Annotated in this window: 19 protein-coding genes; 7 read left to right on the forward strand and 12 right to left on the reverse strand. The window is 68.3% G+C overall.

What is annotated here, in order from left to right:
- Positions 1-73 precede the first annotated feature (73 nt).
- Positions 74-1,303 (forward strand): hypothetical protein, encoded by a 1,230-nt coding sequence (locus AB4Y92_RS18040; RefSeq protein ID WP_441820913.1) that lies wholly within the window; start codon positions 74-76, stop codon positions 1,301-1,303.
- 72 nt (positions 1,304-1,375) lie between these two features.
- On the opposite strand, the gene fabG is transcribed toward AB4Y92_RS18040, so the two are convergent.
- Both fabG and AB4Y92_RS18050 read right to left on the reverse strand, forming a co-directional pair.
- Positions 1,376-2,116, reverse strand: coding sequence for a 3-oxoacyl-ACP reductase FabG (gene fabG, locus AB4Y92_RS18045; RefSeq protein WP_441820914.1), 741 nt, complete (start codon positions 2,114-2,116; stop codon positions 1,376-1,378).
- A 209-nt stretch (positions 2,117-2,325) separates the two neighbouring features.
- Positions 2,326-2,832, reverse strand: coding sequence for a hypothetical protein (locus AB4Y92_RS18050; RefSeq protein ID WP_441820915.1), 507 nt, complete (start codon positions 2,830-2,832; stop codon positions 2,326-2,328).
- A gap of 118 nt (positions 2,833-2,950) precedes the next feature.
- On the opposite strand from AB4Y92_RS18050, the gene AB4Y92_RS18055 reads away from it, so the two are divergent.
- The gene (locus tag AB4Y92_RS18055) at positions 2,951-3,208 is read left to right on the forward strand and encodes a hypothetical protein (protein WP_441820916.1); all 258 of its coding nucleotides are present in this window, start codon (positions 2,951-2,953) and stop codon (positions 3,206-3,208) included.
- On the opposite strand, the gene AB4Y92_RS18060 is transcribed toward AB4Y92_RS18055, so the two are convergent.
- From AB4Y92_RS18060 to AB4Y92_RS18090, 7 genes are all read right to left on the reverse strand, one after another.
- Positions 3,205-3,636, reverse strand: a complete 432-nt coding sequence (locus tag AB4Y92_RS18060; RefSeq protein WP_441820917.1) for a phosphotransferase — start codon at positions 3,634-3,636, stop codon at positions 3,205-3,207. The two genes, AB4Y92_RS18055 and AB4Y92_RS18060, sit on opposite strands and share 4 nt — an antisense overlap.
- Complete coding sequence (locus tag AB4Y92_RS18065) at positions 3,623-5,974, reverse strand: MMPL family transporter (protein WP_441820918.1); 2,352 nt, start codon at positions 5,972-5,974, stop codon at positions 3,623-3,625. Before AB4Y92_RS18065 ends, AB4Y92_RS18060 begins: the two co-directional genes overlap by 14 nt.
- Positions 5,974-6,699: a LolA-related protein gene (locus AB4Y92_RS18070; protein ID WP_441820919.1), complete on the reverse strand. Its 726-nt coding sequence runs from the start codon at positions 6,697-6,699 to the stop codon at positions 5,974-5,976. Before AB4Y92_RS18070 ends, AB4Y92_RS18065 begins: the two co-directional genes overlap by 1 nt.
- Positions 6,617-7,591 (reverse strand): LpxL/LpxP family acyltransferase, encoded by a 975-nt coding sequence (locus AB4Y92_RS18075; RefSeq protein ID WP_441820920.1) that lies wholly within the window; start codon positions 7,589-7,591, stop codon positions 6,617-6,619. The genes AB4Y92_RS18070 and AB4Y92_RS18075 overlap by 83 nt, the downstream gene beginning before the upstream one ends.
- Positions 7,588-7,908: a hypothetical protein gene (locus AB4Y92_RS18080; protein WP_441820921.1), complete on the reverse strand. Its 321-nt coding sequence runs from the start codon at positions 7,906-7,908 to the stop codon at positions 7,588-7,590. Before AB4Y92_RS18080 ends, AB4Y92_RS18075 begins: the two co-directional genes overlap by 4 nt.
- A gap of 165 nt (positions 7,909-8,073) precedes the next feature.
- On the reverse strand, positions 8,074-8,781 hold the full coding sequence (locus AB4Y92_RS18085) for a ketosynthase (protein WP_441820922.1): 708 nt from the start codon (positions 8,779-8,781) through the stop codon (positions 8,074-8,076).
- A gap of 90 nt (positions 8,782-8,871) precedes the next feature.
- Complete coding sequence (locus tag AB4Y92_RS18090) at positions 8,872-9,141, reverse strand: phosphopantetheine-binding protein (protein ID WP_057944911.1); 270 nt, start codon at positions 9,139-9,141, stop codon at positions 8,872-8,874.
- 300 nt (positions 9,142-9,441) lie between these two features.
- Between AB4Y92_RS18090 and AB4Y92_RS18095 the strand changes: the two genes are divergently transcribed.
- Complete coding sequence (locus tag AB4Y92_RS18095; RefSeq protein WP_441820923.1) at positions 9,442-10,752, forward strand: NAD(P)/FAD-dependent oxidoreductase; 1,311 nt, start codon at positions 9,442-9,444, stop codon at positions 10,750-10,752.
- A gap of 14 nt (positions 10,753-10,766) precedes the next feature.
- Positions 10,767-11,765 (forward strand): chorismate transformation enzyme, FkbO/Hyg5 family, encoded by a 999-nt coding sequence (locus tag AB4Y92_RS18100; RefSeq protein ID WP_441820971.1) that lies wholly within the window; start codon positions 10,767-10,769, stop codon positions 11,763-11,765.
- Between the two features lie 148 nt (positions 11,766-11,913).
- Here AB4Y92_RS18100 and AB4Y92_RS18105 read toward each other — a convergent pair whose 3' ends face one another.
- Entirely contained in the window at positions 11,914-16,677 is a 4,764-nt protein-coding gene (locus AB4Y92_RS18105) for a hypothetical protein (protein ID WP_441820924.1), read from the reverse strand.
- Positions 16,678-17,045: 368 nt separating this feature from the next.
- Here AB4Y92_RS18105 and AB4Y92_RS18110 point away from each other — a divergent pair, with 368 nt between their 5' ends.
- From AB4Y92_RS18110 to AB4Y92_RS18120, 3 genes are all read left to right on the forward strand, one after another.
- Positions 17,046-17,480 (forward strand): post-PEP-CTERM-1 domain-containing protein, encoded by a 435-nt coding sequence (locus tag AB4Y92_RS18110; protein ID WP_441820925.1) that lies wholly within the window; start codon positions 17,046-17,048, stop codon positions 17,478-17,480.
- Positions 17,473-19,134, forward strand: a complete 1,662-nt coding sequence (locus tag AB4Y92_RS18115) for a PA domain-containing protein (protein ID WP_441820926.1) — start codon at positions 17,473-17,475, stop codon at positions 19,132-19,134. Before AB4Y92_RS18110 ends, AB4Y92_RS18115 begins: the two co-directional genes overlap by 8 nt.
- Positions 19,135-19,362: 228 nt before the next feature.
- Entirely contained in the window at positions 19,363-19,611 is a 249-nt protein-coding gene (locus AB4Y92_RS18120) for a hypothetical protein (RefSeq protein WP_057944916.1), read from the forward strand.
- A gap of 89 nt (positions 19,612-19,700) precedes the next feature.
- Here the strand turns inward: AB4Y92_RS18120 and AB4Y92_RS18125 are convergent, their stop codons facing one another.
- A complete protein-coding gene (locus AB4Y92_RS18125) occupies positions 19,701-21,278 on the reverse strand; it encodes a dipeptide ABC transporter ATP-binding protein (RefSeq protein WP_441820927.1) in 1,578 nt (525 codons plus the stop codon).
- Entirely contained in the window at positions 21,275-22,135 is an 861-nt protein-coding gene (locus AB4Y92_RS18130) for an ABC transporter permease (protein WP_441820928.1), read from the reverse strand. Before AB4Y92_RS18130 ends, AB4Y92_RS18125 begins: the two co-directional genes overlap by 4 nt.
- Positions 22,136-22,301: the final 166 nt, after the last annotated feature.

The following is a 22,301-nucleotide window of genomic DNA, read 5'->3' on the forward strand; positions in this document are numbered from 1 at the left end:
CCTTTCGCGCGGTGGCGCTCGTCTCGATCGCGGACGGCGGCCGCTTATTCGAAATCTCTCAATGGAGTGAATCATGCGTATCAGGAATGTTCTATCTCTCGCGTTGTTGCTCAGCGCACCGGCGATGGCCACCGTCTACAATCCGCCGCCGCAACACTTCGGCCTGTACGAGGCCTACAGCGGCAGCCTCACGGACTATCTCTACACGACCAGCGCATCGGAGGCCGCCGGCACTCCCGGCTATTCCAGCGCCGGCGTGCTCACCCATATCGAGCGTTTTCCGCAGACCGGTTCCACCACGGTGCGGCGTTACTGGAAGGGACCGCCGCAGAACGATCACATCTATCTGACCGACAACTATCCGGCCGAGATCTCCTACGTCCTGTCCAACGGCTATGTGTTCCAAGGCATCGAAGGCTATGTCTACACCCAGCCGATGCCGGGGTCGCAGCCGGTCTATCGGATGAATTACAACTACGGCAACGGCGATCTGGTCCATCGCTTCGTGAGAACCGACGCCGAGCGTCTGTCGCTGATCCAGCAGGGCTGGGGTTACGACCATGAGTTGGGCTACGTGCCGGGCTCGGCCGGTCGCTTCCTGCCCGGCGGCGCCATTCTGGCCGGCTATCCGAACCTGCCCGGCGGCGCGGTCGTGACCCGCCGCTGCAATGCCGCCAGCACGCCGATCTTCTGCGGCAACGCCAACGCGCCCAACAAAGAAGCGAACTGGCGCGACAATTTCTACGGCTATCGCAGCACCAATGTCTTCAAGCCGGCCGGCACCAACGTGCAGAAGCTGCAGTTGGATCTTTACTCGATGGATTTCTTCGGCGGCGCCAACGAGCATGTCGTGATCGGCCTGCACGGCGGCATGAGCTTGAACGAAAGCAACATCGAAAGATCCTGGTTCGAAGGCCTGAGCGTCATCGTCGGTGCCACCCAGTGCGGCGACGGCCGTCCCCAGATCGAAGTGTTCTGGCGCACGCCGGGCGGCGTCAGCGAGTACAACGGACACAACGTGCAGACCTGCCCCGCCGGCACCGCGCCGATGCAGAACAACCAGCCGTATCGCGTGGTGATTTTGGTTTCCGACGGCGGCGAGATCCGTTACACCATCTCGCCGATCAACGCCAACGGCAGCCTCGGTGCGGCCGTGGCCACGCAGACCTATCAGGCGGCCTCGCATTTCCCCAACGGCGTGCCCACGACGACCTCGTACTTCATCGCGGCGTCCACCTCGGCCAACCGCGATTACACCCTGTACATGAGCAATCTGAGCTCCAGCTGGCAGAACGGTTTCTGATCGGCTGACGACGCGCTTATCGCCCGTCCACAATCGCGGACGGGCGATAAGGCCACGGCGCGTCGGCGCTGCTCAACCCATGCCGCCGTTGATCCCGATCACCTGCCCGTTGATGTAGGCCGCATCCTCGGAGCACAGAAACCCCACCAACGCCGCCACTTCCGCGGCGCGACCGGCGCGGCCGGCCGGCACCATTTGCTTGATCGCTTCGGGCGGAAACGCTTCGGCGGCCATGCCGCCTTCGATCACACCCGGCGCCACCACGTTGACGGTGATGCCGCGGCTGGCCATCTCGCGCGCCAGCGACTTTGAGGCGCCGTGCAGCGCGGCCTTGGCGGCGGCGTAATTGGTCTGGCCGCGATTGCCGAGCACCGCCGCCACCGACGAGACGTTGACGATCCGGCCCCAGCGCGTGCGCGCCATCGGCAACAACAGCGGCTGGGTGACATGGAAGAAGCCGTGCAAAGACACGTCGATCACCCGCGTCCACTGCGCCCGGCTCATGCCGGCCATCGGCGCGTCGTCGTGGATGCCGGCGTTGTTGATCACGCCCTGGATCGGGCCGGCCTGCAGCAGCGCCTGCAATGCGGCATCGGCGGCATCGCCGTCGGCGACATCGAAGGCGACCGCCTCGGCCGCGCCGCCGGATTCGCGGATCTGCGCCGCCACCGCTTCGGCGCGATCGAGCCGGCCGTTGGCGTGCACGATCACCTGCCAGCCTTGCGCGGCCAGGCGCAGGCAGATCGCGCTGCCCAGATCGCCGCTGCCGCCGGTGACCAGCGCGCGGCGCGACGGGGTGGAGGGCTGGGACATGCGGGCGATTCCTCGGACAAAGCCCGATTGTAAGAGCCCATGGCGGATTCGCGACGGCATGGCGGTCGCGCCTGCGCGCGTCCCCGCTCCGCCGCCGCATCGCATCGCGCGCGGAGCGGGGACCCGCCCACCCCGTGAGGTCTGCGCCTCGTTCGGGGCCTGGGCCGCAGCGTCCGCCGGCGCGGCCGCGCCGTGCGGCCGCGCGGCGTTCAGTAGTGGGGAAAATCGTCCGGCATCGGCGGCCGGTCGCTGCGGCCGTGCAAGGCCGCGAGCTGGTGCAGCGATTCTTCGATCGCCCGGCCTTCGCCGTCGCAGGCCAGACGCTGCACGCCGCGCCACATCGCCCAGTCGCGCTGGCCGTCGTCCTCGTCGTCGTCTTCGCCGTCCACCACCACCACGCACCATTCCAGGGTGCGCTGGGCATACGCTTCGGCGCGCATGGCCGCCCAATGATCGAAATCGATCTCGACCCGGCCGCTGTCCACGCTCGTCTCCAGCCATTGCCCGAACAGCGGCGAGCGCGCGCCGAGCACCTGATGCATGTCCACCCAGGTGTCCTGCGGCATCTCCGCGTCGTAGGGCCGGTCGCAGCGTTCGAACCAGGCCAGCTGCGCGCCGCGCCGCTCGCCGACGACGATGCGCAGGCTGAAGCGATTGCCGATGCGGCCGTCCTCGCGGTGCGAGCCGTAATCCTGGAAGTGGAATTGCATGGGCATCGCTTCGCTCCCCGCAAGCCGCGAACTTCGGCTGGTCCCACACTTTAACGCTGCAAGCGCACCGATGTGAAAAGATGCCGGCATCCCAAAGGGCGCCCCGTGCCGGGCAGAGTCGGTCATGGTCTACGACAGCGACGCACATGCGCTCTACCGGCTCGCTCGCGAGCGCGGAGACAATATGACCGAAGGCATCCGCGTCATACGCCAACACTTCGGGCTGGGCCTGGCTCAGGCAAAAGAGATCGCCTTACAGGCCGATGGAATCGCCGGCTCGTTGGACGCGCATCAAGCGGCGCTCGCGCCTGCACTGCTCGCCGCCATGAACGAAATGGAAGCCGAGCTCGGCAGTCAAGCCGCCCCATCCGGAACGGACTAGTCCGGCCGCGCCATCACCGCCGCCCGCCCCTGCGCAATCAACTCGCCGGAATGGCGGATTTCGAATTCGTACTGCCAGCTTTCGCCCGTGTCGATGAGCTTGCGCGCGACGCTTTCCAGCGGCCCGGGCAAATCGTCGATGCGCGCGAGGTGCAGTTGCACACCGCGCAGCGCCACCAGCACGCCGGGCTTGGCCACCGCGCCGTGCTTGGACGCGAGCAAGCCGCCATGCACCGCCATGGTCTGCGCGCCGTACTCGCACAGATGCACTGCGTGCAACTGGCCGCCGCTGCGCAGCGGATGCGCCGGATCGCGATGGCCGCGGCTGCGCACGACGATGCGCTCCTCATCCCACTCCACGACCTCTTCCCACAGGCACATCAGGCCCTGGTGCGGAATCAGCGCGGCGATCGTTTCACGCGTGCGCATCGCCGGCCTCCGCCTCGATCATCGCCGTCGGCTCGCGCACGATCAGCAGCGCCAGCACGAAGTTGAAGAGCACACCGAGGGCGACGGTGGCGCCGATCGCACGCAATACCGGGATCGACGACAGCGCCAGCAGCGCGAACACCATCAGCGTGGTCAGGCTGCAGACGATCACTGCGTGCAAGGTGCGCAGTTGTTCGGCGCGGTCGTCGCCGGCGTGATCGAAGAACAAGGCGTAGTCCAGGCCCAGGCCGGCGGCCAGGATCAGCGACACCAGATGGAACAGATTCAGTTCCACGCCCAGGCCGCGCAGCACCGCCAGGATCAGCAGCGTGGTCAGCGCCATCGGCGCCAGCACGCGCAACACCCGGCGCGGCGAGCGCAGCGCGATCCACACCGCCGCGGCCAGCAACACGCCGGCCAGGGCCAGCGCCATCAGCACGCGGCCGCGGTATTCGGCCACCAGCGACTCGGAGGCCTGCTTGAGATCGAGCAACTGCGCGCCGTGTTTGCGCACCACCTCGGCGACCGCGCCCGGATCGTGCAGACCGGTCAGCGACACCAGTGCGGTGGTGTGATCGCCGCGCTGCAGCAGCAGGCCTTCGACGCTGACCGCCAGCGGCGTGCCGGCCAGATCGCGCACGCCCAGCGGCGGCGCATGGCGCGCGCGTTCGACGTCGGCGAGAAAATCCGCGAACGCATCGCCGCGGAATGGCGTCGCCGCGACCGCGCTGTCGAGCGCGGCGCGCAGCGTCGCCGGATCGGGCAGGCGCTGCTGGCGTTCGCGCTGGGTCTTGGCGCTGGGCAGGTAACGCGCGGCCAGGTCATAACCGGCGATCGCGCCGCGTTGCCGCAGCAGCGGCAACTCCGGCAGCAGCGCTTCGGAGGCCTGCAATGCCGCCTCGGTATCGCGGCCTTCGATGGCGATGACGTAACGCACGTCCGGCGCACCGAGTTCGCCACGCAAATGCATGTCGCGCGCCATCGCCGCTTCCGGCACCGGAGTGAGCTTGGCCAGATCGTTCTGCCAGAACGCGCCGGGCATGAACAAAATCACCGCCAGCGCCAGCGCCGCGATCAACGACACGCTGGCCACGCCCAATCGCGGCCAGCGCGCCAGCGCCGTCCACACGCGCGCCAGGCGCTGCGAGGTCGCGACATCGCGCGGCGCCGGATCGATCAAGGCCGGCAACAGGAACCGCGTGGTCAGCGCGGCGGTGGCGAGGCCGACGATGGTGAACACCGCCAGTTGCTGCAGGCCGTCGACGCCGGAGACGAAGAAGGTCAGATAGGCAATACAGGTCGAGGCCACGCCGGTGCCCAGCGTGGGCCACAGACTGCGCGCGCTGGCCCATGGCGATAGGCCCGGCCGCTGATGACTGAACAAATGGATCGGATAGTCCTGGACCACGCCGATCAAAGTGAAACCGAAGGCCACGGTGATGCCGTGCACGCCTTCGAACACGCCGGCCACCGCGCCCAATCCGGCCAGGCCCGCGGTCGCCAGCGGCAGGCCGCCGATCAGCGGCGCTTTCCAACTGCGATACGCGAGCCACAGCAAGGCGATGAACACCAGGCTGTCGATGCTGCCGATCAGGCTGGCCTCGCGTTGAGTACGGCCGCCGATTTCGACCGAAAACGCGCCCGGGCCGCTGACGGTCAGCTCGGCCTTGCTGGCGCCGCGCACTTGCGCGTAGGCCGCGCGGATCGCGTCGATCGCGCCCTGCTGGCCGGTGGGATCGAAACCGGCCGCGCGCGTTTCCACCGCGAGCAGGGCCTCTTTGCCGGCGCGATCGAACCACACGCCGTCGAGCGTCTGCGGCGCCTGCGCCGGTTGCCAGGACTCGGCCAGGCGCAGCATCTCCATGGTCGGATCGCTGGGCAGCAGCGGCTCGATCAACTCGCCGGCGGGCGAGCCCAGGTCTTGCACGCGGGTGTCGAGTTGATCGCGCAGGTAGGCGCTGTCGAGCGCTTGTTCGTCCAAGGTCGGCGAGAGCAGATAGCGATACGGCCGCAAACGCTCCGGCACCGCCTCCAGGCCGAGGCCGGCGCCGTTGGCGACCAGCTTGATGTGCGCCTGTTTGGCCAGACGTTCGCGCAGGCCCTGCGATTGCGCCGCCAGCACGGCCGGATCGTCGCCGCCGATCGCCAGCAACAGCAGGCGCGAACCCGGGCCTTCGCCGAGTTCGTCGATCAGCAGCTTCTGCGCCGGCGTCTGCGCGCTGGGCATGAAGCGGCGCAGATCGCCGCTGAGTTTCAGATTCGCGCCGATCGCCCAACCGGCGAGGGCGAGCACGGCCAGCCACAGCAGGGCCAAGCCGATCCGGCGCGCCGGCGTCATCAACGCGTGGCGCCGTGGCCGCGGCACAGCGCGGCGAGCTGGCTGGCCTCGCTCACGCCCGCCGCCGCGCGCGCGGCGCTGGCGAGCAAGGTGCGCTGTTGTTCGTTGCCGCGCGCCGGCCGGGTTTCGATGCAGCGCAGTTCGTCGTCGCGGCCCAGCAGCACGATCTCGCGAATGCGCGCGGCCACTTTCGCGTCCTTCGGCGTCATCGTGATCGTCCACTGCCGGCGCGTGCCTTCGGTGCCGAGGCGGTAGTGCTGTTCCAGCGCGGCGAGGTCGCCGCCGAGCAAGGCGCCGAAGCTGGCCTGCAACGCGACCAGTTCCGGCGCGCGCGACAGCGAGAACTTCTTCGCCGGCTTGCCGGCGCGGGCGATGCTGACCTCGCCCTGGCCGGGCTTGTCGCCGGTGCGGATGGTGGTGGTCTCCGCGTAGGGCTCGCGCACCTCGCGCACCAGCGTGGTCGCATCAGGGCGGCGGTATTCGCCGGCCACGCGCAGCGGCGCCTTCAGCAAGGCCGAGCCGCGCACTTCGACGAAGTCGGTGCGGGCCGGGATCGGCTGGGCCAGCCGCGGCAGGATCCAGGCCGCGTCGGCCGCCTGCGCCGCCGGAGCGATCGCCGCCGGCGCTTGCGCGGCGAGGATTTCAGTAACCGGAGCGGCGCGCGGCGACCCGGCGGCGAACATCAGCGCCAGCATCAGGCAAGGCTTGTTGAGCGTCATCGGCATGCCAGAAATCGTAGAAGTTGAACCAGTTGTAGGGCGCGCTGCGAGCGTGATGCTGCAGGCGCTCGGCATAGCGCTGGACCAGTGCGGACAACATCGCCGGGCGGTTATGCCGCTCGATCGCCACACCGTCGCTGAACGATTCGAACACCAGGTCGTAGCGCGGACCGCCACGATACAGGCCGAAGGCCAGCACCACCGGTAATTTCAACGCCGCCGCGATCAGCCACGGCGCGGTCGGGAACGGCGCGCTGGCGCCGAGGAAGGACGCCATCGTCGACGGCTCGCCGGGCGCGGCGCGATCGACCAGCAGCGCCACGATCGCGCCTTCGTCGGTGGCCTGCTTGATCGCGAACACGATCGACGGGCCGTCCTGGCCGGCATCGATGACGTTGCGGGCGATTTCCGGATCCAGCGCGTCGAGCAGTTGGGTCAGATGCGGGTTGTGCCCGCGGTCGAGCACCACCCGCACCTTCACGTCGGGCCGCTGCCGCGCCAGCACGCGCAAGGCTTCGAAGCTGCCCAGGTGCGAGCCGAACAGCAACATGCCCTGGCCGCGGCCGATCTGCCGGTCGATCGGCTCCAGCCCGCTGATCTTCACTTCGAACCGGTCCATGCCGCTGCGCAGCATGTAGACGCGGTCGAGAATGGTCGCGGCGAAGGTGTGGATATGCCGCGCGACATCGAACAGGCCCGGGACGCGATCGAGCACGCGCGCCAGGTAAGCGCGCGAAGCGCGGCGCTCGGGCCCGCGCACGATCACGAAGTAGGCGACGATCGGAAACAGCGTCAGCCGCGCGACCGCGCGGCCGCCCTTGCTGGCGATGAAGCGGATCAGGTGGAAGGCGAAACGGCTGCCGCCTTCCGGGCGTTGCTTCCAATGCGAAGTGGTCATGCGTGCGCGTCCGTGGCAGGCGAAGAAGCGGAAAACGATTCGGCGACGATTTCGCCGCTGGCCAAAACCTCGCCCGAATGCCGCACGCGAAACCGCCAGCGCGTCGCGCCGAGAGTTTCCAGTTCGACTTCGGCGACTTGTTCGGGCAACAGCGGTTGCAGAAACTTCACCTGCGGCAGGCGCAGCGCGCCCAGCGGGCCGTGCGCGGCTTGCACCGCTTCGATCACGCGCTCCAACAGCACCACGCCGGGCACCAGCGGACGGCCGGGGAAATGACCCGGCAGGCAGGGATGGTCGGCGGAAATAGCGAACTGCATGGTGCGGTAATTGTGCTGCGCGGCGGGTGAAATCGAAGGATAAAGCAGGCCGCTGCAAAACGTGACCAAAACTGCAGTTTTCACATCGATTGGGCCGTCCGGCGCCCCCGCGCGCCTGCCGCCGATCCGCCTGGGCGCGGCGGCGGCGCGATCGGGCTCACTGGTTCAGGAAAACAGCTCTTTCCAGAACCGCGGCCCCAGCTGGGCCATCTTGCGCAGGAAATCGAAGAAATTCTTCTCCGGCCGCTGCTTGAACAGATGCTGCCGCACCAGATACTCGACCGCGAACATGCCGCCGACGACGCCGTAGTTGATGATGTTCGCGAACCACGACCATTGCTCGCGGCTGATCGCGATGGCCGGCGTGTAGCCCAGCCGGAACAGCACGCCGTCGGGCACCGCGATGGTCGCCAGCGCGCCGTTGATCAGCGCCAGCGCGATCAGCACCGCGGCCCACAAGCCGGTGAGGCGGCGCGTGTAGCGGTACAGCTCCGGCGCCAGCCCGCGCGGCTGGCAGCCGTGCAGCGCGGCCACGATGCGGGTGATCAGCGCTTCGCGCGGGGCGCGCAGGCTGCGCCCGAACCACCACGCCAGCCAGCCGTTGAACAGCACCGGCGGCGTCAGCAGCAGCATCTGCGCGTACGGGGTGCGGGTGACCGCGGCGAGCGCGCCGAACAGCGCCAGGGTCGCCGCCCACGGCGCCGGACGCAGCGACAGCACGCCGTCGATGGTCACGAACAACACCAGATCGGCCAGCGCCAGCGCCGCCGGCACGCCGCCGCCGTCGTGGCTGGCCCAGTGCGCCAGCAACGGATAGCCGATCGCGAGCAGCAGGCGCGCCGGTCCGCTGGCGCGGGACGAAATATCGTTCACAAGAGGGACGGTCCGGCGTGGCGGTGGCGATGGCGCGGGCGGTGCGGCGGCGCCGGCCCGATCGGCGGGCGCCGCGCGCCGGCCGCGGACTCAGCCGGCGCGGTGCTGTTCGATGTGACTCGACAGCGCCCGCAGCGAGGCGAAGATGCGGCGGTTTTCGTCGCTGTCCGAACGCAGCTGGAAGCCGTAGCGCTTGGTGATCGCCAGCGCCAGTTCCAGCGCGTCGATCGAGTCCAGGCCTAGGCCGTCGTTGAACAGCGCCGCCTGCGGATCGATCTGCTCCGGCGCCACGTCTTCCAGGTTCAGGCTCTCGACCAGCAGCTGCGCCAGTTCGCGTTCGGCGGGGCTTTGTTCAGACATCGTGTGATCCGGTAACGGCGTAAGCGAGGGGCGCAACGATCCTTCATCGGCGCGCAGCGTGCAACCGGTCACAGCCCGGGCGACCCCGCGCGGAACCGCCCCGGACGGGCAATAGTCAAGAATTTCAATTGCTTGTGGATTTTTCGCGCAACCCGCACCGGCGCACGAAGCCGCGCGGCGGGCGCACTGCCCGGCGGGGCCGCAGGCTATCATTTGCGCATGAACTTACCCGCTTCCGCGCCCGGGACGGCCGCTTCGGCCGCCGACCCTTCGTCCGATTCCTCAGACACCGTCACGCATTTGGACGTAGACGTCCTGGTCGTCGGCGGCGGCCCGGCCGGCACCACCACGGCGACCTTGCTCGCGCGCAAGGGCTGGAAGGTGCTGCTGCTGGAGAAAGGCAGCCATCCGCGCTTCCACATCGGCGAATCGCTGCTGCCGATGAATCTGGCCATCCTTGAACGCCTGGGTGTGCTCGAACAGGTGCGCGCCATCGGCACGCACAAGCCCGGCGCCGAGTTCCCGATCGACGCCGAGCGCTACAACACCTTCCGATTCGAACGCGCGATCAATCCGCAATTCGGCTACGCCTTCCAGGTCAAGCGCGAAGAGTTCGACCAACTGCTGTTCCGCCACAGCCAGGCCAACGGCGTGGACGCGCGCGAACAGATCAAGGTCGAGAAGATCGAGCTCAACGAGCACGGCCGCCCGGTCGCGGCGATCGCGCGCGCCCACGACGGCGGCGAGCTGCGCGTGCGCATGCGCTACCTGGTGGACGGCAGCGGCCGCGACACCTTGCTCGGCAGCCAGCTCAAGCTCAAGCAGAAGAACACGCTGCACCAGTCGGCGGCGATCTTCAGCCATTTCACCGGCGTGCAGCGCCGCGACGGCGAGGACGCCGGCAACATCACCGTGCAGCGTTTCGCCCACGGCTGGATGTGGCTGATCCCGCTGCAGCGCGATGTGATGAGCGTGGGCGCGGTGTGTTTCCCGGAATACCTCAAACAGCGCCGCGGCGAGAGCGAAAGCTTCCTGATGAAGACGCTGGAGTCCGAGCCCTCGGTGTGGCGTCGCATGCAGGGCGCGCAGCGCTGCGGCGACGTGCACGTCACCGGCAACTATTCCTACACCTGCTCGCGCATGACCGGGCCGGGCTGGGTGATGGTCGGCGATGCGTATGCCTTCGTCGATCCTGTTTTTTCTTCCGGGGTCTACTTGGGCATGAACAGCGGCGAGCAGGCCGCTTCGGTCGTGGACGGCGCCTTGCGCGAACCGGCGCGCGAAGCCGAACTGCAGCGCGCGATGGTGGTCCGGCTTAAGCGTGGGCTCAAGCATTTCCAGTGGTTCATCTACCGCTTCACCACGCCGGTGATGCGCGAGTTGTTCAACGCGCCGCGCAATTACTGGCAGGTCGAACAGGCGGTGATCTCGATGCTGGCCGGCGACGTGTTCGACAACAAGGCGGTATTGCGCCGCCTGCGCTTCTTCCGTTTCATCTACGCGATGACCGCGCTGCGCATGGCGCCGCAGGCCTTGCGCGGCTGGCTGCGGCGCAAGCGCCAGGTCGGCGTGGATTTCCGCGGCGACACGCTGCAGCAGGGCAACCCGTGAGCGCCGCGCCCGCGATGATGGCCGGCCCGCACTTGCAGGTGGATTACCTCGACGCCACGCCCGAGCGACTGCTCGCGCAGGACGACACCCTGGCGGTGTTCGGCTTCGGCGAAAACGCGCCGCACCACGACGACCCGCGCTATCTGCGCGTGGCCCTGGAACCGTTCGGCGACCGCCGCCTGGAACGCTGGCGCGCCAGCGGCCCGGTATCGAGCGGCCGCGACGGCGATCTGGCCTGGTCCGAGGACGGCGCGCTGCAGTTCGGCGTGATCGAATTCGACGAACCCGATCCGTTGCCGGACGAACCCACCAACGGCGAGATCGCGCGCGCGGCCGAGTATCTGTACCGCAAGATGATCGCGTTCACCGCCCAGCGCGGTTATCCGCAGTTGCTGCGCATCTGGAATTACCTCGACGGCATCACCCTCGGCCACGGCGATGAAGAACGCTATCGCGTGTTCTGCGTCGGCCGCGCCGCCGGCCTGGGCGAATTTCCGATCGCGCGCCTGCCGGCCGCGACCGCGATCGGCCGCGTCGACGGCGCCCGGCGCCTGCAGGTGTATTGGCTGGCCTCGCGCACGCCGGGCACGCCGCTGGAGAATCCGCGCCAGGTCAGCGCCTACCGCTATCCGCGCCAATACGGCCCGCAGTCGCCGAGCTTCGCCCGCGCCATGCTGCCGCCGCAGCCGGCGGCGATGCCGCTGCTGCTGTCGGGCACCGCGGCGGTGGTCGGGCACGAATCCAGGCACGCCGAATCGGTGTCGGCGCAGTTGGAAGAAACCCTGGCCAACTTCGACAGCCTGATCGGCGTGGCGCGTCAGCACCGGCCGGGATTGCCGGCCGCGTTCGGCCCGGGCTCGTGCCTGAAGGTCTACGTGCGCGACGTGGAAGACATCGCCACCGTCGCCGCCGAACTCGACCGCCGCTACGGCGATCGCGTGCCGCGCATCCTGCTGCACGCGGCGATCTGCCGGTATGAGCTGCGGGTCGAGATCGACGGGGTGCATGGGTAGGGCGGGAATCGGGAAGCGCTTGAATCCCGATACAAAAAAAGGGAGGCCGAGGCCTCCCTTTTTTTATTCCGGGTTTCTGGCGCTGGGTCAGGATCGCGAGGATGCCCTCAAAACCAATCCCGAATCCCAAATCCCGAATCCCGGCTGCCTACAAATCCACGCCGAAGCCGATGCCGCCGGAGGTTTCCGAACCGGAGAACGCCGCGCCCAGACTGATCGACACGTTTTCGTTGATGCGCCGGCCGTAACCGATCGCCACGCCGCTTTCGCCGTCCTGGAACCCGGCCCCGACCGACAAGCGGCCGCGACCGGGCTTGGCGTAGGCGCTGTTGGCCGACATCTGCGACATCGCCGCCGACATCGCGCCGTTGCGGCGGATACGGCGATCCAGATCCTCGAAGCGGTCGTTGACCTCGGCGCGGAAGTTGCCGAAGTCCAGGTTCAGGCCGTTGATGCGCTGATCGGTGTAGGTATTGGCCGATTGCAGCGTGCGCGCATCGCCGGCATCGGCGCGGGCGTTGGATTGCTGGATCTGATTGTTGGTGTAGCCGTTGGCGGTCTGCACCGAGGCCGTGTCGCCGGCCTGCATCTGGCGCAGATTGACCGCGTCGGTGGCCGCGGTGCCGTCGGCGACGTTGGACACGCGCGTGCCGTCGGCGCCTTCCAGCGTCAGCTGACTGCGCGAAGCATCGTCGTAGTTGGCCGACAACGGCGAACCGCCCGGCCCCTGCGGGCCCTGCGGCCCTTGCGGACCCTGCGGACCACCCGGTCCCTGCGGGCCTTGCGGACCCTGGGGCCCTTGCGGACCGGCCGGAATCGCCGCGATGCGACCGTACAGATCGGTCAGCCGGCCATCGACCGCGCCGAACGCCGAACCCACATCGTTGAACGCGCTGCCCTGGATCGTGTACGTCGGCGCGACGAACACACCGCCGCTGAAGCTGGCGCCGCCGCCGAACACGCCCATCACCGTATTGAGCTGCGACAGATTCACCGCGTCGGTGTCCTGCGTGGCCGCGGCGACGTTGACCAGCTGCCGTTCGGCACCGGCGGCGCCGAACGAGACCGTGTTGGCGCGATCGGCGATCGAGTTGTTGCCCAGCGCGACCGAATCGGCGGCGGTGGTTTGTGCGTTGTTGCCGACGACCAAACTGTTGGCGCCGTTGGCAATATTGCCGTTGCCGATGGCGGTCGCGTTGACTGCATCGACGGTGTTTCCACCACCGAAGGCGTTGGCGTCGTCGGCGGTTACGGTGTTGGCGTGGCCGAACGCATTCGACCTCGCGCCGCTGGCCATATTGAAATTGCCGAAGGCGCTGGCATCTTCGTTGGCAGCGTTGTTGACATAACCCACTGCGCTCGCGCCTTCCGCGCTGGCTTCGTTGAGCGCGCCCACGGCCGTGCTGTCGGTCGCGCTGGCTTCGCTGCTGCCTATCGCCACCGCATTAAGACCCGAAGCTTCGCTGAAGCTGCCGAGCGCGGCGCTGTTGTCGCCGCTGGCGACGCTGCCGGTTCCGGCGGCGACGCTGTTGGCGCCCGTCTGGGTGCCGCGGATCACGTAGCCGTCGCCGGCGGCGCCGATCGCGCTTTGCAACTGACGCACGTTGACCGCATCGGTTCCCTGCGTGCCGTCGGCGACGTTGACAATCTGACGTTCGGCGCCGGCCGCGCCGACCGAGATCGTATTGGCGCGATCGGCGATCGAATTGGCGCCCAGCGCCACTGCATCGTTCGCCGTCGCCTGGCTATTGAAGCCCGCGACCAAGCTGTTCGCGCCGCTGGCAACATTGCCGTTGCCGAGCGCGGCAGCATTGGCGCCACTGACCTCGTTGCCGTTGCCGAATGCGTTCGCGCTGTCGCCGCTGACGATGTTCAGGCCGCCGAACGCATTGCCGTCGGCGCCGGTGACGAGGTTTTCGCGACCGAACGCATTCGAACCATCACCGTTGGCCTGATTGAAGTTGCCGAACGCGCTGCTGTTCTCACCCTCGGCCGTATTCACGTAGCCGACCGCGCTGGAGGCCAAGCCCGAGGCGGTATTGACCGTACCCAGCGCGGTGCTTTCATCGCCAGTGGCCTTGCTGCCATTGCCCAACGCGCTGCTGCTGGCACCACTGGACGTGCTGCCGGCGCCCGCGGCGACGCTGTCGGTGCCCGTCTGGACGCCGCGAATCACGTAACCATCGCCCGCCGAGCCGATCGCGCCCTGCAACTGGCGCAGATTCACCGCATCGGTGCCTTGCGTCGCATCGCCCACGTTGACGATCTGACGTTCCGCGCCCGCGGCGCCGACCGAGATAGTGCCGGCGCGGTCGGCGACGGCACCGGAACCCAGCGCCACCGAGTCGGCGGCCAGCGCCTGGCTGCCGAAACCCGCGGCGAGGCTGTTGGCGCCGCTGGCTACGTTGCCGGTACCGAACGCGCTGGCGTTCTCGCCATCCACCGAGTTGGCGGCGCCGAAAGCGTTGCCGCCGAGGCCGTCGACCGTGTTGCCACGGCCGAACGCACTCGCACCGACGCTGCTGGCGCTGTTGAAATTACCGTAAGCACTGGAGTCCTCGCCCAACGCATTGCTGGCATGACCCACCGCGCTCGCTCCATCGCCCGCGGCTTCGCTGAGCGAACCGATAGCCAAGCTGTCGCTGCCGGTCGCCAGGCTGCCCAAACCCACGGCGATGGAATTGAGCCCGCTGGCTTCGCTGCCGGAGCCTAGTGCGCTGCTGCTGTCGCCGCTGGCGATGCTGCCCGCCCCGGCGGCAACGCTGTCCACGCCGGTCTGAGTGCCCCGAATCACGTAGCCGTCGCCCGCCGCGCTGATCGCCGAGTCGAGCTGACGCAGATTCACCGCATCGGTATCGTCGGTGCCGTCAGCGACGTTGACGATCTGCCGCTCCGCGCCGGATGCGCCGACCGAAACCGTACCGGCGCGATCGGCCACCGCGTTGGCGCCCAGCGCAACCGAATCGTCCGCGATGGCCTGGCTGTTGTAGCCGGCAGCGAAACTGTTCGCGCCGTCGGCGACATTGCCGCTGCCGAACGCGCTTGCGTTGATGCCGCTGACGGTATTGTCGCTGCCGAACGCGTTGCCGCCCGCGGCGCTCACCGAATTGTTGGCGCCGAATGCATTGCCCGCATCGCCGGTCACTTCGTTGAAGCTGCCGAATGCGTTGCTGTTGCCCGCATTGGCCAGATTGCCGGTACCGACCGCACTGGCGTTGTCGCCGTCGACGTTGTTGTCGCCGCCCACCGCATTGCCGTTGACACCCGCGACGCTGTTGCCGCGACCGAGCGCACTGGAGCCGACGCCCCCTGCCACGTTGAGATGACCAAGGGCGCTGCTGTTTTCGCCGCTGGCGAGGTTGGCGTATCCCAACGCGCTGGAGCTATTGGCCTGGGCCTCGTTGCCCACGCCGATAGCGTTGGCGTCGGTGGCGCTGGCGGTGTTGTCGACACCGGCCGCGACCGCTCCCGCGCCGCTGGCGTCGCCGCCGCTGCCGAGCGCGCTGCTGTTGAGACCCGACGCCTTGTTGTCGTTGCCGACCGCGGTAGCGTTGTCGCCGATCACCGTATTGTCGCCACCGAACGCATTACCGTTGTTGCCGGTGACGGTGTTGGTACGGCCGAATGCATTCGCTCCCGCGCCTCCGGCTGAGTTGAAGTAACCCATGGCGCTGCTGCTGTCGCCGTTGGCGTCGTTGACGAAACCGACGGCGCTGGCGCCGATGGAAACGGCCTTGTTGGCGGCGCCCAGCGAGGTACTGCTTTCGCCGCTGGCCACGCTGCCGCTGCCCAATGCGCTGCTGCCCGTTCCGGAAGATTCGCTGCCCAGACCGGCGGCGACACTGTCGGTACCGCTCTGAGCGCCGCGCAACACGTAACCGTCGCCGGCCGTGATGATCGCGCTTTGCATCTGGCGCAGATTCACCGCATCGGTGGTTTGCACCGCATCGGCGACGTTGACCAGATTGCGCTCCGCGCCGGCCGCGCCGATGGACACGGTGTTGGCGCGATCGGCGATCGAACCCGATCCCAGCGCGACCGCGTCGGCGGCCGTCGCCTGGCTGTTGTAACCGGCCGCGAGACTGTTGTCGCCGCTGGCGAGGTTGCCCACGCCGATCGCCGTCGCATTGGCGCCGTCGGCCGAATTGTCGCCGCCGAACGCATTGGCGTTGACGCCGACGACTCCATTACCGCGACCGAAGGCATTGGCGCCGGTCCCCGAAACCGAGTTGAAGGCGCCGACCGCGCTGGCGTTCTCGCCCGTGGCGTCGTTAATGAACCCTATCGCGCTGGCGCCGGTCGCGCCGGCTTCGTTGATGCGACCGATCGCGGTGCTGTCGTCGCCACTTGCCTGGTTGCCGTTTCCGACTGCCAACGCTGCCGCGCCGCTGGCGATATTGTCGATACCCGAAGCATGGCTGCCCAAGCCGGCGGCTTCATTATTGTTGCCGACCGCCACGGCACCATCACCGGCAACGTTGTTATTGCCGCCGAACGCCGCCGCCCCCACGCCGCCGACTGTATTCAAACTGCCGAAACCGTTCGCGCCGTCGCCGGTGACGGTATTGATCCGTCCGAAGGCATTGCTGCCCACGCCGAGCGCCTGATTGAAGTTGCCGACCGCGCTGCTGTCGTCGCCGGTCGCGCTGTTGACGAAGCCCAAGGCGCTGGCGCTCGCGCCGGCCGCGCTGTTGGCTTGTCCGATCGCGGTGCTTTCCGCGCCGTCGGCGCTGTTGCCGTTGCCGCAGCTGATCGCGTTGGCGCCGCTGGCGGTGCTGCCGCCGCTGTTCTCGTTGCTGGTGTCGCCATCGTTGAGGTCGCAGTTGTTGCCTGCGAACGCCTGCGTCGATGCGACCACGTTGATACCGATGACGCTGGCGATAGCCAGCGCCAGTAGGGTGCTGCGATTCATTCGTTTTCCCCCTAATGGCTGACAAGAACCGGTTCGGAACCGTCAAAGCGCGTGCCTGGATTTGACCCGCGCCCTCCCCGGCACCGGCTCGCACAACCATAAAGCGCTTTGGTGCACTTTTATATAGGGGAGGCCATACGAATTAATTCACCAACATGGACAGGACGTGCAAGCCCGCATTCATCGCGCTGCAACGCAGCAATATCAAGCTGTCCGGTTATGCATCATTTTTGCGTCCTTGTGTTCGGCCGCATTTCGTGATCAAACTCGGCCGCGGCCTGTCGTTCGCCTCACTCGTGGCCGTTCATCGTTCGCATCGAAGTACTGTCCGAACGAGTCACCATTGCCAATTCTTAGGGGGATTGATCATGAGTACTCGCATGAAAGCCGGGCTGTTCGTGCCCGGTTTGTTTTTGCTCAGCTTGAGCGTGGCGAACGCCGCGCAAAACGACGCAACCGATACGTCCATGGCCGGTTCCAAGGTCGGCATCGACCAGGTCACCGGCAAGTTGCGTCCGCTCACCGCGGAAGAAAGCAGCGCGCTGGAACAGGCCGGCGCCAGCCGGCAGAAGTCCATGGCGAAAACCAGTGCGATGCGCGGCGTGGCTCCGGCCGACGACGCGGCCGCGCGCGCCACCGAGCGGCGCCTGCCCAACGGCGCGGTCGCACGCAAGGCGCCGCTGAGCATGATGAGTACGCTCACCGCCACCCGCGACGCTTCCGGCAAGCTCGTGATCCAGCACAGCGAACCCGGCGATTCCAGCGCCGCGAACGCCCAGCACGAGGAGCTGCCGAGTGAATAAGTCCCTGCTCGCAAGCGCGCTCGCGCTCGCCGCCGCGCTGTCGTGCGCGCCGTCCGCCCAGGCCGCGCGCCTGACCTTGATCAATCTCGACAACGGCACCCAGGTCGGCCTCAACGATCCCACCCCGGCCGCGCCGGTCGGCGGCAATCCCGGCACCACCGTCGGCGAACAACGCCGCATCGCCTATCAATACGCGATGGATGCGTGGGGCGCGGTGGTGCAAAGCACCGTCGAGATCAAGATCTATGCCTCGTTCGCGCGGCTGAACTGCACCGCCACCAGCGCCACGCTCGGCCAGGCCGGGCCGAACTGGATCGTCAACGATTTCCCCGGCTCGCGTCCCAACACGCTGTACCACTCCGCGCTGGGCGACGCGATCGCCGGCGAAGACCTGGTGATCGACGAGAGCGATCCGGCCGACATTTCCTCCGCGTTCAACGGCGACCTCGGCAAGCCCGACTGTCTCGCCGGCCGCGGCTGGTATCTGGGCCTGGACGGCAAGACGCCGGACAGCACGATCAACTTCCTCAACGTGGTCATGCACGAAATCGGCCACGGCCTGGGCGCGTCGGGCTTCCTCAATAAGACCACCGGCGTGCTCGGCCTGGGCACGGGCCTGACCGACGTCTATACCGCCAACGCTTACGACAACGTCAGCAACAAGCGCTTCGACGATCCGGCGATGACCAACGCACTGCGCGCGACGGCGATGAAGACGCCCGGTCGCACCGTGTGGGACGGCGCCCAGGTCAACGCGCAGGCGGCGCTGATCCTCGACAATCGCACCGTGTTGAACGTCAGCGCGCCGGCGGCGGCCGCGGGCAGCTACGAGATCGGCTTCGCCGACTTCGGCCCGGCGCCGACCGCGACCAGCTTCCCGTCCAACCAGTTGGTGCTGGTCAACGACGGCGTCGCCGCCGCTTCGACCAGCGACGGTTGCGAGACACCGTTCGTCAACGCGGCGGCGGTGGCCGGCAAGATCGCAGTGATCGATCGCGGCACCTGCGGCTTCGCGGTCAAGGCCAAGAATGCGCAGCTCAACGGCGCGGCCGGCGTGGTGATCGTCAACAACACCGGCGGCGTGCAGGGCATGGGCAACGCGGTGCCGCCGATCACCGACATCACCATTCCCACGGTGATGATCTCGCAAGCCGAAGGCGGCCTGGTCAAGGCCAATTTGCCGGCGACGGCGAGCGTGCTGGTCGATCCGAGCTTCCTGCAAGGCGCCGATCGCAACGGCCGCACGCGTCTGTATTCGCCGACCGTGGTGGCCGGCGGCTCGACCTTCTCGCACTTCGACACCGACCTGCAGCCCAATGCGCTGATGGAACCGTTCGATACGCCGGAGATCCAGTCGCAGCTCAACGTCGATCTGACCCCGGCCTTGTTCACCGACATCGGCTGGACGCTCAATCCGGGCAACGCCGTGCTCGGCACCTGCAATACCACGGTCAAGGCGGTGGACACCGGCGGCCTGATCGTGGGCGCGAACATCACCGCCGAGAGCAACCTGTGCGCGGCGCACTCCAACGGCAGCCGTGCCTTGTATCTGCGTTGCATCTCCGATCACGCCACCGAACTGCAGCAGAAGGGCGCGATCACCACCACGCAGCTGGGCAAGGTGCGCCAGTGCGCGGCGACGGTGCGCCCGTAAACGGCATCGCCCGCTAAGCGATCGCGACAGCGATGACGGCGCCGCAAGGCGCCGTCATCGTTTGCGGCGGACGCGCGCGGCAACGATATTTCGTTTCATCGCCATCGCCGCATGCACAACGGCGGAATAACCCCATCGCGGCGCGGCAACGATCGGCACTTGAATTTCGCGCCCAAACCACTAATTTCGCAGCGTGGCCAACCCGGCCTTGCAGCGGAGTACGAAACGATGGGATTGATCAGCCTGCTCTGGGGCATGTTCGCGCTGGTGTGGATGATCCTGGCCCTGATTCCCTTGTTGGGCTGGGGCAACTGGTTCCTGATCCCGTTCGCCGCGGTCGGCGCGATCATCGCCGCGATCGGCCTGTTGTTCACGCGTTCGGAACACAGCGGCCGCGCCAAGGCCGGCCTGATCCTCAACGGCATCGTGATCGTGGTCGGCATCGTCCGCCTGAGCATCGGCGGCGGGTTCATCTGATCGCGCCAAGCCGCGTCCGGTAACGCAACGCGCGAGCCGCACCCCGGCTCGCGCCCTTTATGCCGCTGCCGCTGCGCAGCGGCGACGACTCAAGCCGAAGGCCGCGCCGCCAGCAGCGCGCGCGTGTGCGCATGTTGCGGCGCGCGCAACACCTGCGCGGTCGCCCCGGTCTCGACGATGCGGCCGGCTTCCAACACCGCGATGCGTTCGGCCACCGCCGCTGCGGCGGCGAGATCGTGAGTCACGAACAGCAGCGCCAGGCCGCGTTCGCGTTTCAGGCGCACCAGCAAGGCCAGAATCGCGGCGCGATGATGCGCGTCCAGCGCCGACACCGCTTCGTCGCACACCAGCAACTGCGGCTGCGTCGCCAACGCGCGAGCGATCGCGATGCGTTGGCGCTGGCCGCCGGAGAACTGGTGCGGGTAGCGATCGAGCATCGCCTGCTCCAATCCGACCGCCTGCAGCAGCTCGCCGGCGCGCACGCGCCGCACCGCCGGGTCGCGCTCGCCGTGGATGCGCAACGGCTCGGCGACGATCTCGGCCACGCGCAGGCGCGGATCGAGCGAGGCATACGGGTCCTGGAACACCACGCCGGTGCGCGCCCGCAGCGTGCGCAGCGCGGCGGCGTCCAGGCTGGCCAGATCGACGCCATCCAGATATACCCGCCCCTGCGCGCCGCGCAACAAACGCAGCAAGACGCGGCCGAGCGTGCTCTTGCCGCTGCCGCTTTCGCCGACCAGGGCCAGGCCTTCGCCGCGATGCAGTTCGATGTCCACGCCGTCGAGCGCGGACGTAAGCGCGCGCGGATAACGCATGCGCAAGCCTTCGCCGACCAGCAGCGCGGGCGTGTCGGCCGGACGCGGCGCGGCATCGTCTTCGCGCAGCGGCGCGATCCGGTCGGCCGCCAGCAACTCGCGCGTATACGCCTGCGCCGGCGCGGCGAACACTTGCGCCGTGGCGCCGCGTTCGATCACATCGCCGTGTTTGAGTACCAGCAACTGCTGCGCATACGCGCCGACCAGCGGCAGATCGTGGCTGATCAGCAACAGGCTGAGCCCGTCTTCGCGGCGCAGACGGTCGAGCAGATCGAGAATGTCGCGGGCGATGCGCGCATCCAGCGCCGAGGTCGGCTCATCGGCGATCAGCGCGCGCGGCTGCGTCGCCAGCGCCAGAGCGATGGCGATGCGCTGGCGTTGGCCGCCGGAGAACTGATGCGGATAGCGCCGCAGCGACGCGTCCGGATCGGGCAATTGCACCCGTTCCAGCAAGGCCCGCGCCTGCCTGTCGGCGTCGCCGGCGCTGAGCCCGCGCACCGTGCGCAAGGTTTCCAGCAACTGCGCGCCGATCCGGCGCAGCGGATGCAAGGACGCCAGCGGGTCTTGCGGCACCCAGGCCAGCGCGCGTCCGCGCAACCGCGCGTGTGCGGCGCCGGTCAGTTCGACGGCGGCGCCGTCCACGCTCAGGCGTCCACGCGCCTGCAGCGGCACCGGCAGCAAGCCCAGCAGCGACAACGCGGTCAGGCTCTTGCCGCTGCCGCTTTCGCCGACCACGCCCAGGCATTGGCCGGCATGCAGTTGCAGATCGATCGGGCCGAGCAGGCGCTGCATCGCTCCGGCGCGGGTGCGCGCTTCGACGTGCAGCGCGTCCAGGGTCAGCCACGCGCTCATGCGGCGGAGGCTTCTGCAGGCGCGGCGTCCTGGCGGTTGTCGCCGCGCACGTCGAGCCAATCGCGCAGACCGTCGCCGAGGAACTGGAACGCGGCCAGGGTCGCGACCAAGAAACCGGCCGGAAACAACAGGGTCCACGGCGCGCTGTCGAGTTCCTGCACGCCCTCGGCCAGCAACCCGCCCCAACTGGAGGATGGCTCGTCGATGGACAGGCCGAGGAAGCCGAGGAAGCTCTCAACTAGGATCGCCTGCGGCAGGATCAAACCCAGGTACACGAACGCCAGCGGCATCAGGTTCGGCAGCACATGCCAGCGCAGGCGCTGGCCGAAACTCGCGCCCGCGGCCTGCGCGGCGAGCACGAACGGCGCCTCGCGCAGGCGCGCGGCCTCCGCGCGCATGACCCGGGCCAGATCGATCCAGACATAGCCGCCGATCGCCGCCAGCAGCAGCCACAGCGAGCGTTCGAACAAGGTCAGCAGCAGGATCACCACCAGCAGGAACGGCAGCGCCGAGAACACGTCGAGCACGCGCAGCATCAGGCGTTCGACGCGGCCGCCGGCCAGTCCGGCGACGGCGCCGTAGCTCAGGCCGATGACCAGGGCGACCACGCTGGCCAGCAGGCCGATGCCCAGCGACAGGCGGCCGCCGGCCAGGGTGCGGGCGAACACGTCGCGGCCGATGGCGTCGGTGCCGAACCAGTGGCCGGCGCTGCCGGGGGCCGCGGACAGCGACTCCCAGTCCGGCAGGACCGGGCCGTAGCGGCCGAGCAGCGGCGCGAGCCAGCACACGGCGGCCAGGGCGGCGAGCACGGCCAGACAGGTGCGGGCGAGGGGCGGCAAGGATTTGAGCGAACGCATTGAGCGACATCGTAACGGGGCGGCGCGGTGGTGCGGGCCCTCATCCGCCCCCCGCCTTCGCGGGGGCAGGCCCTCCGGGCACCTTCTCCCGCGAGCGGGGTGAGGGCCGCGCTTGCGAGCCATCGGCTCGCGCGGCATCGAACGCCCGAACGCTTATGTGTTCGGG

The sequence above is a fragment of the Lysobacter sp. TAB13 genome, from assembly GCF_052113885.1.
Classification (GTDB): Bacteria; Pseudomonadota; Gammaproteobacteria; order Xanthomonadales; family Xanthomonadaceae; genus Lysobacter; species Lysobacter gummosus.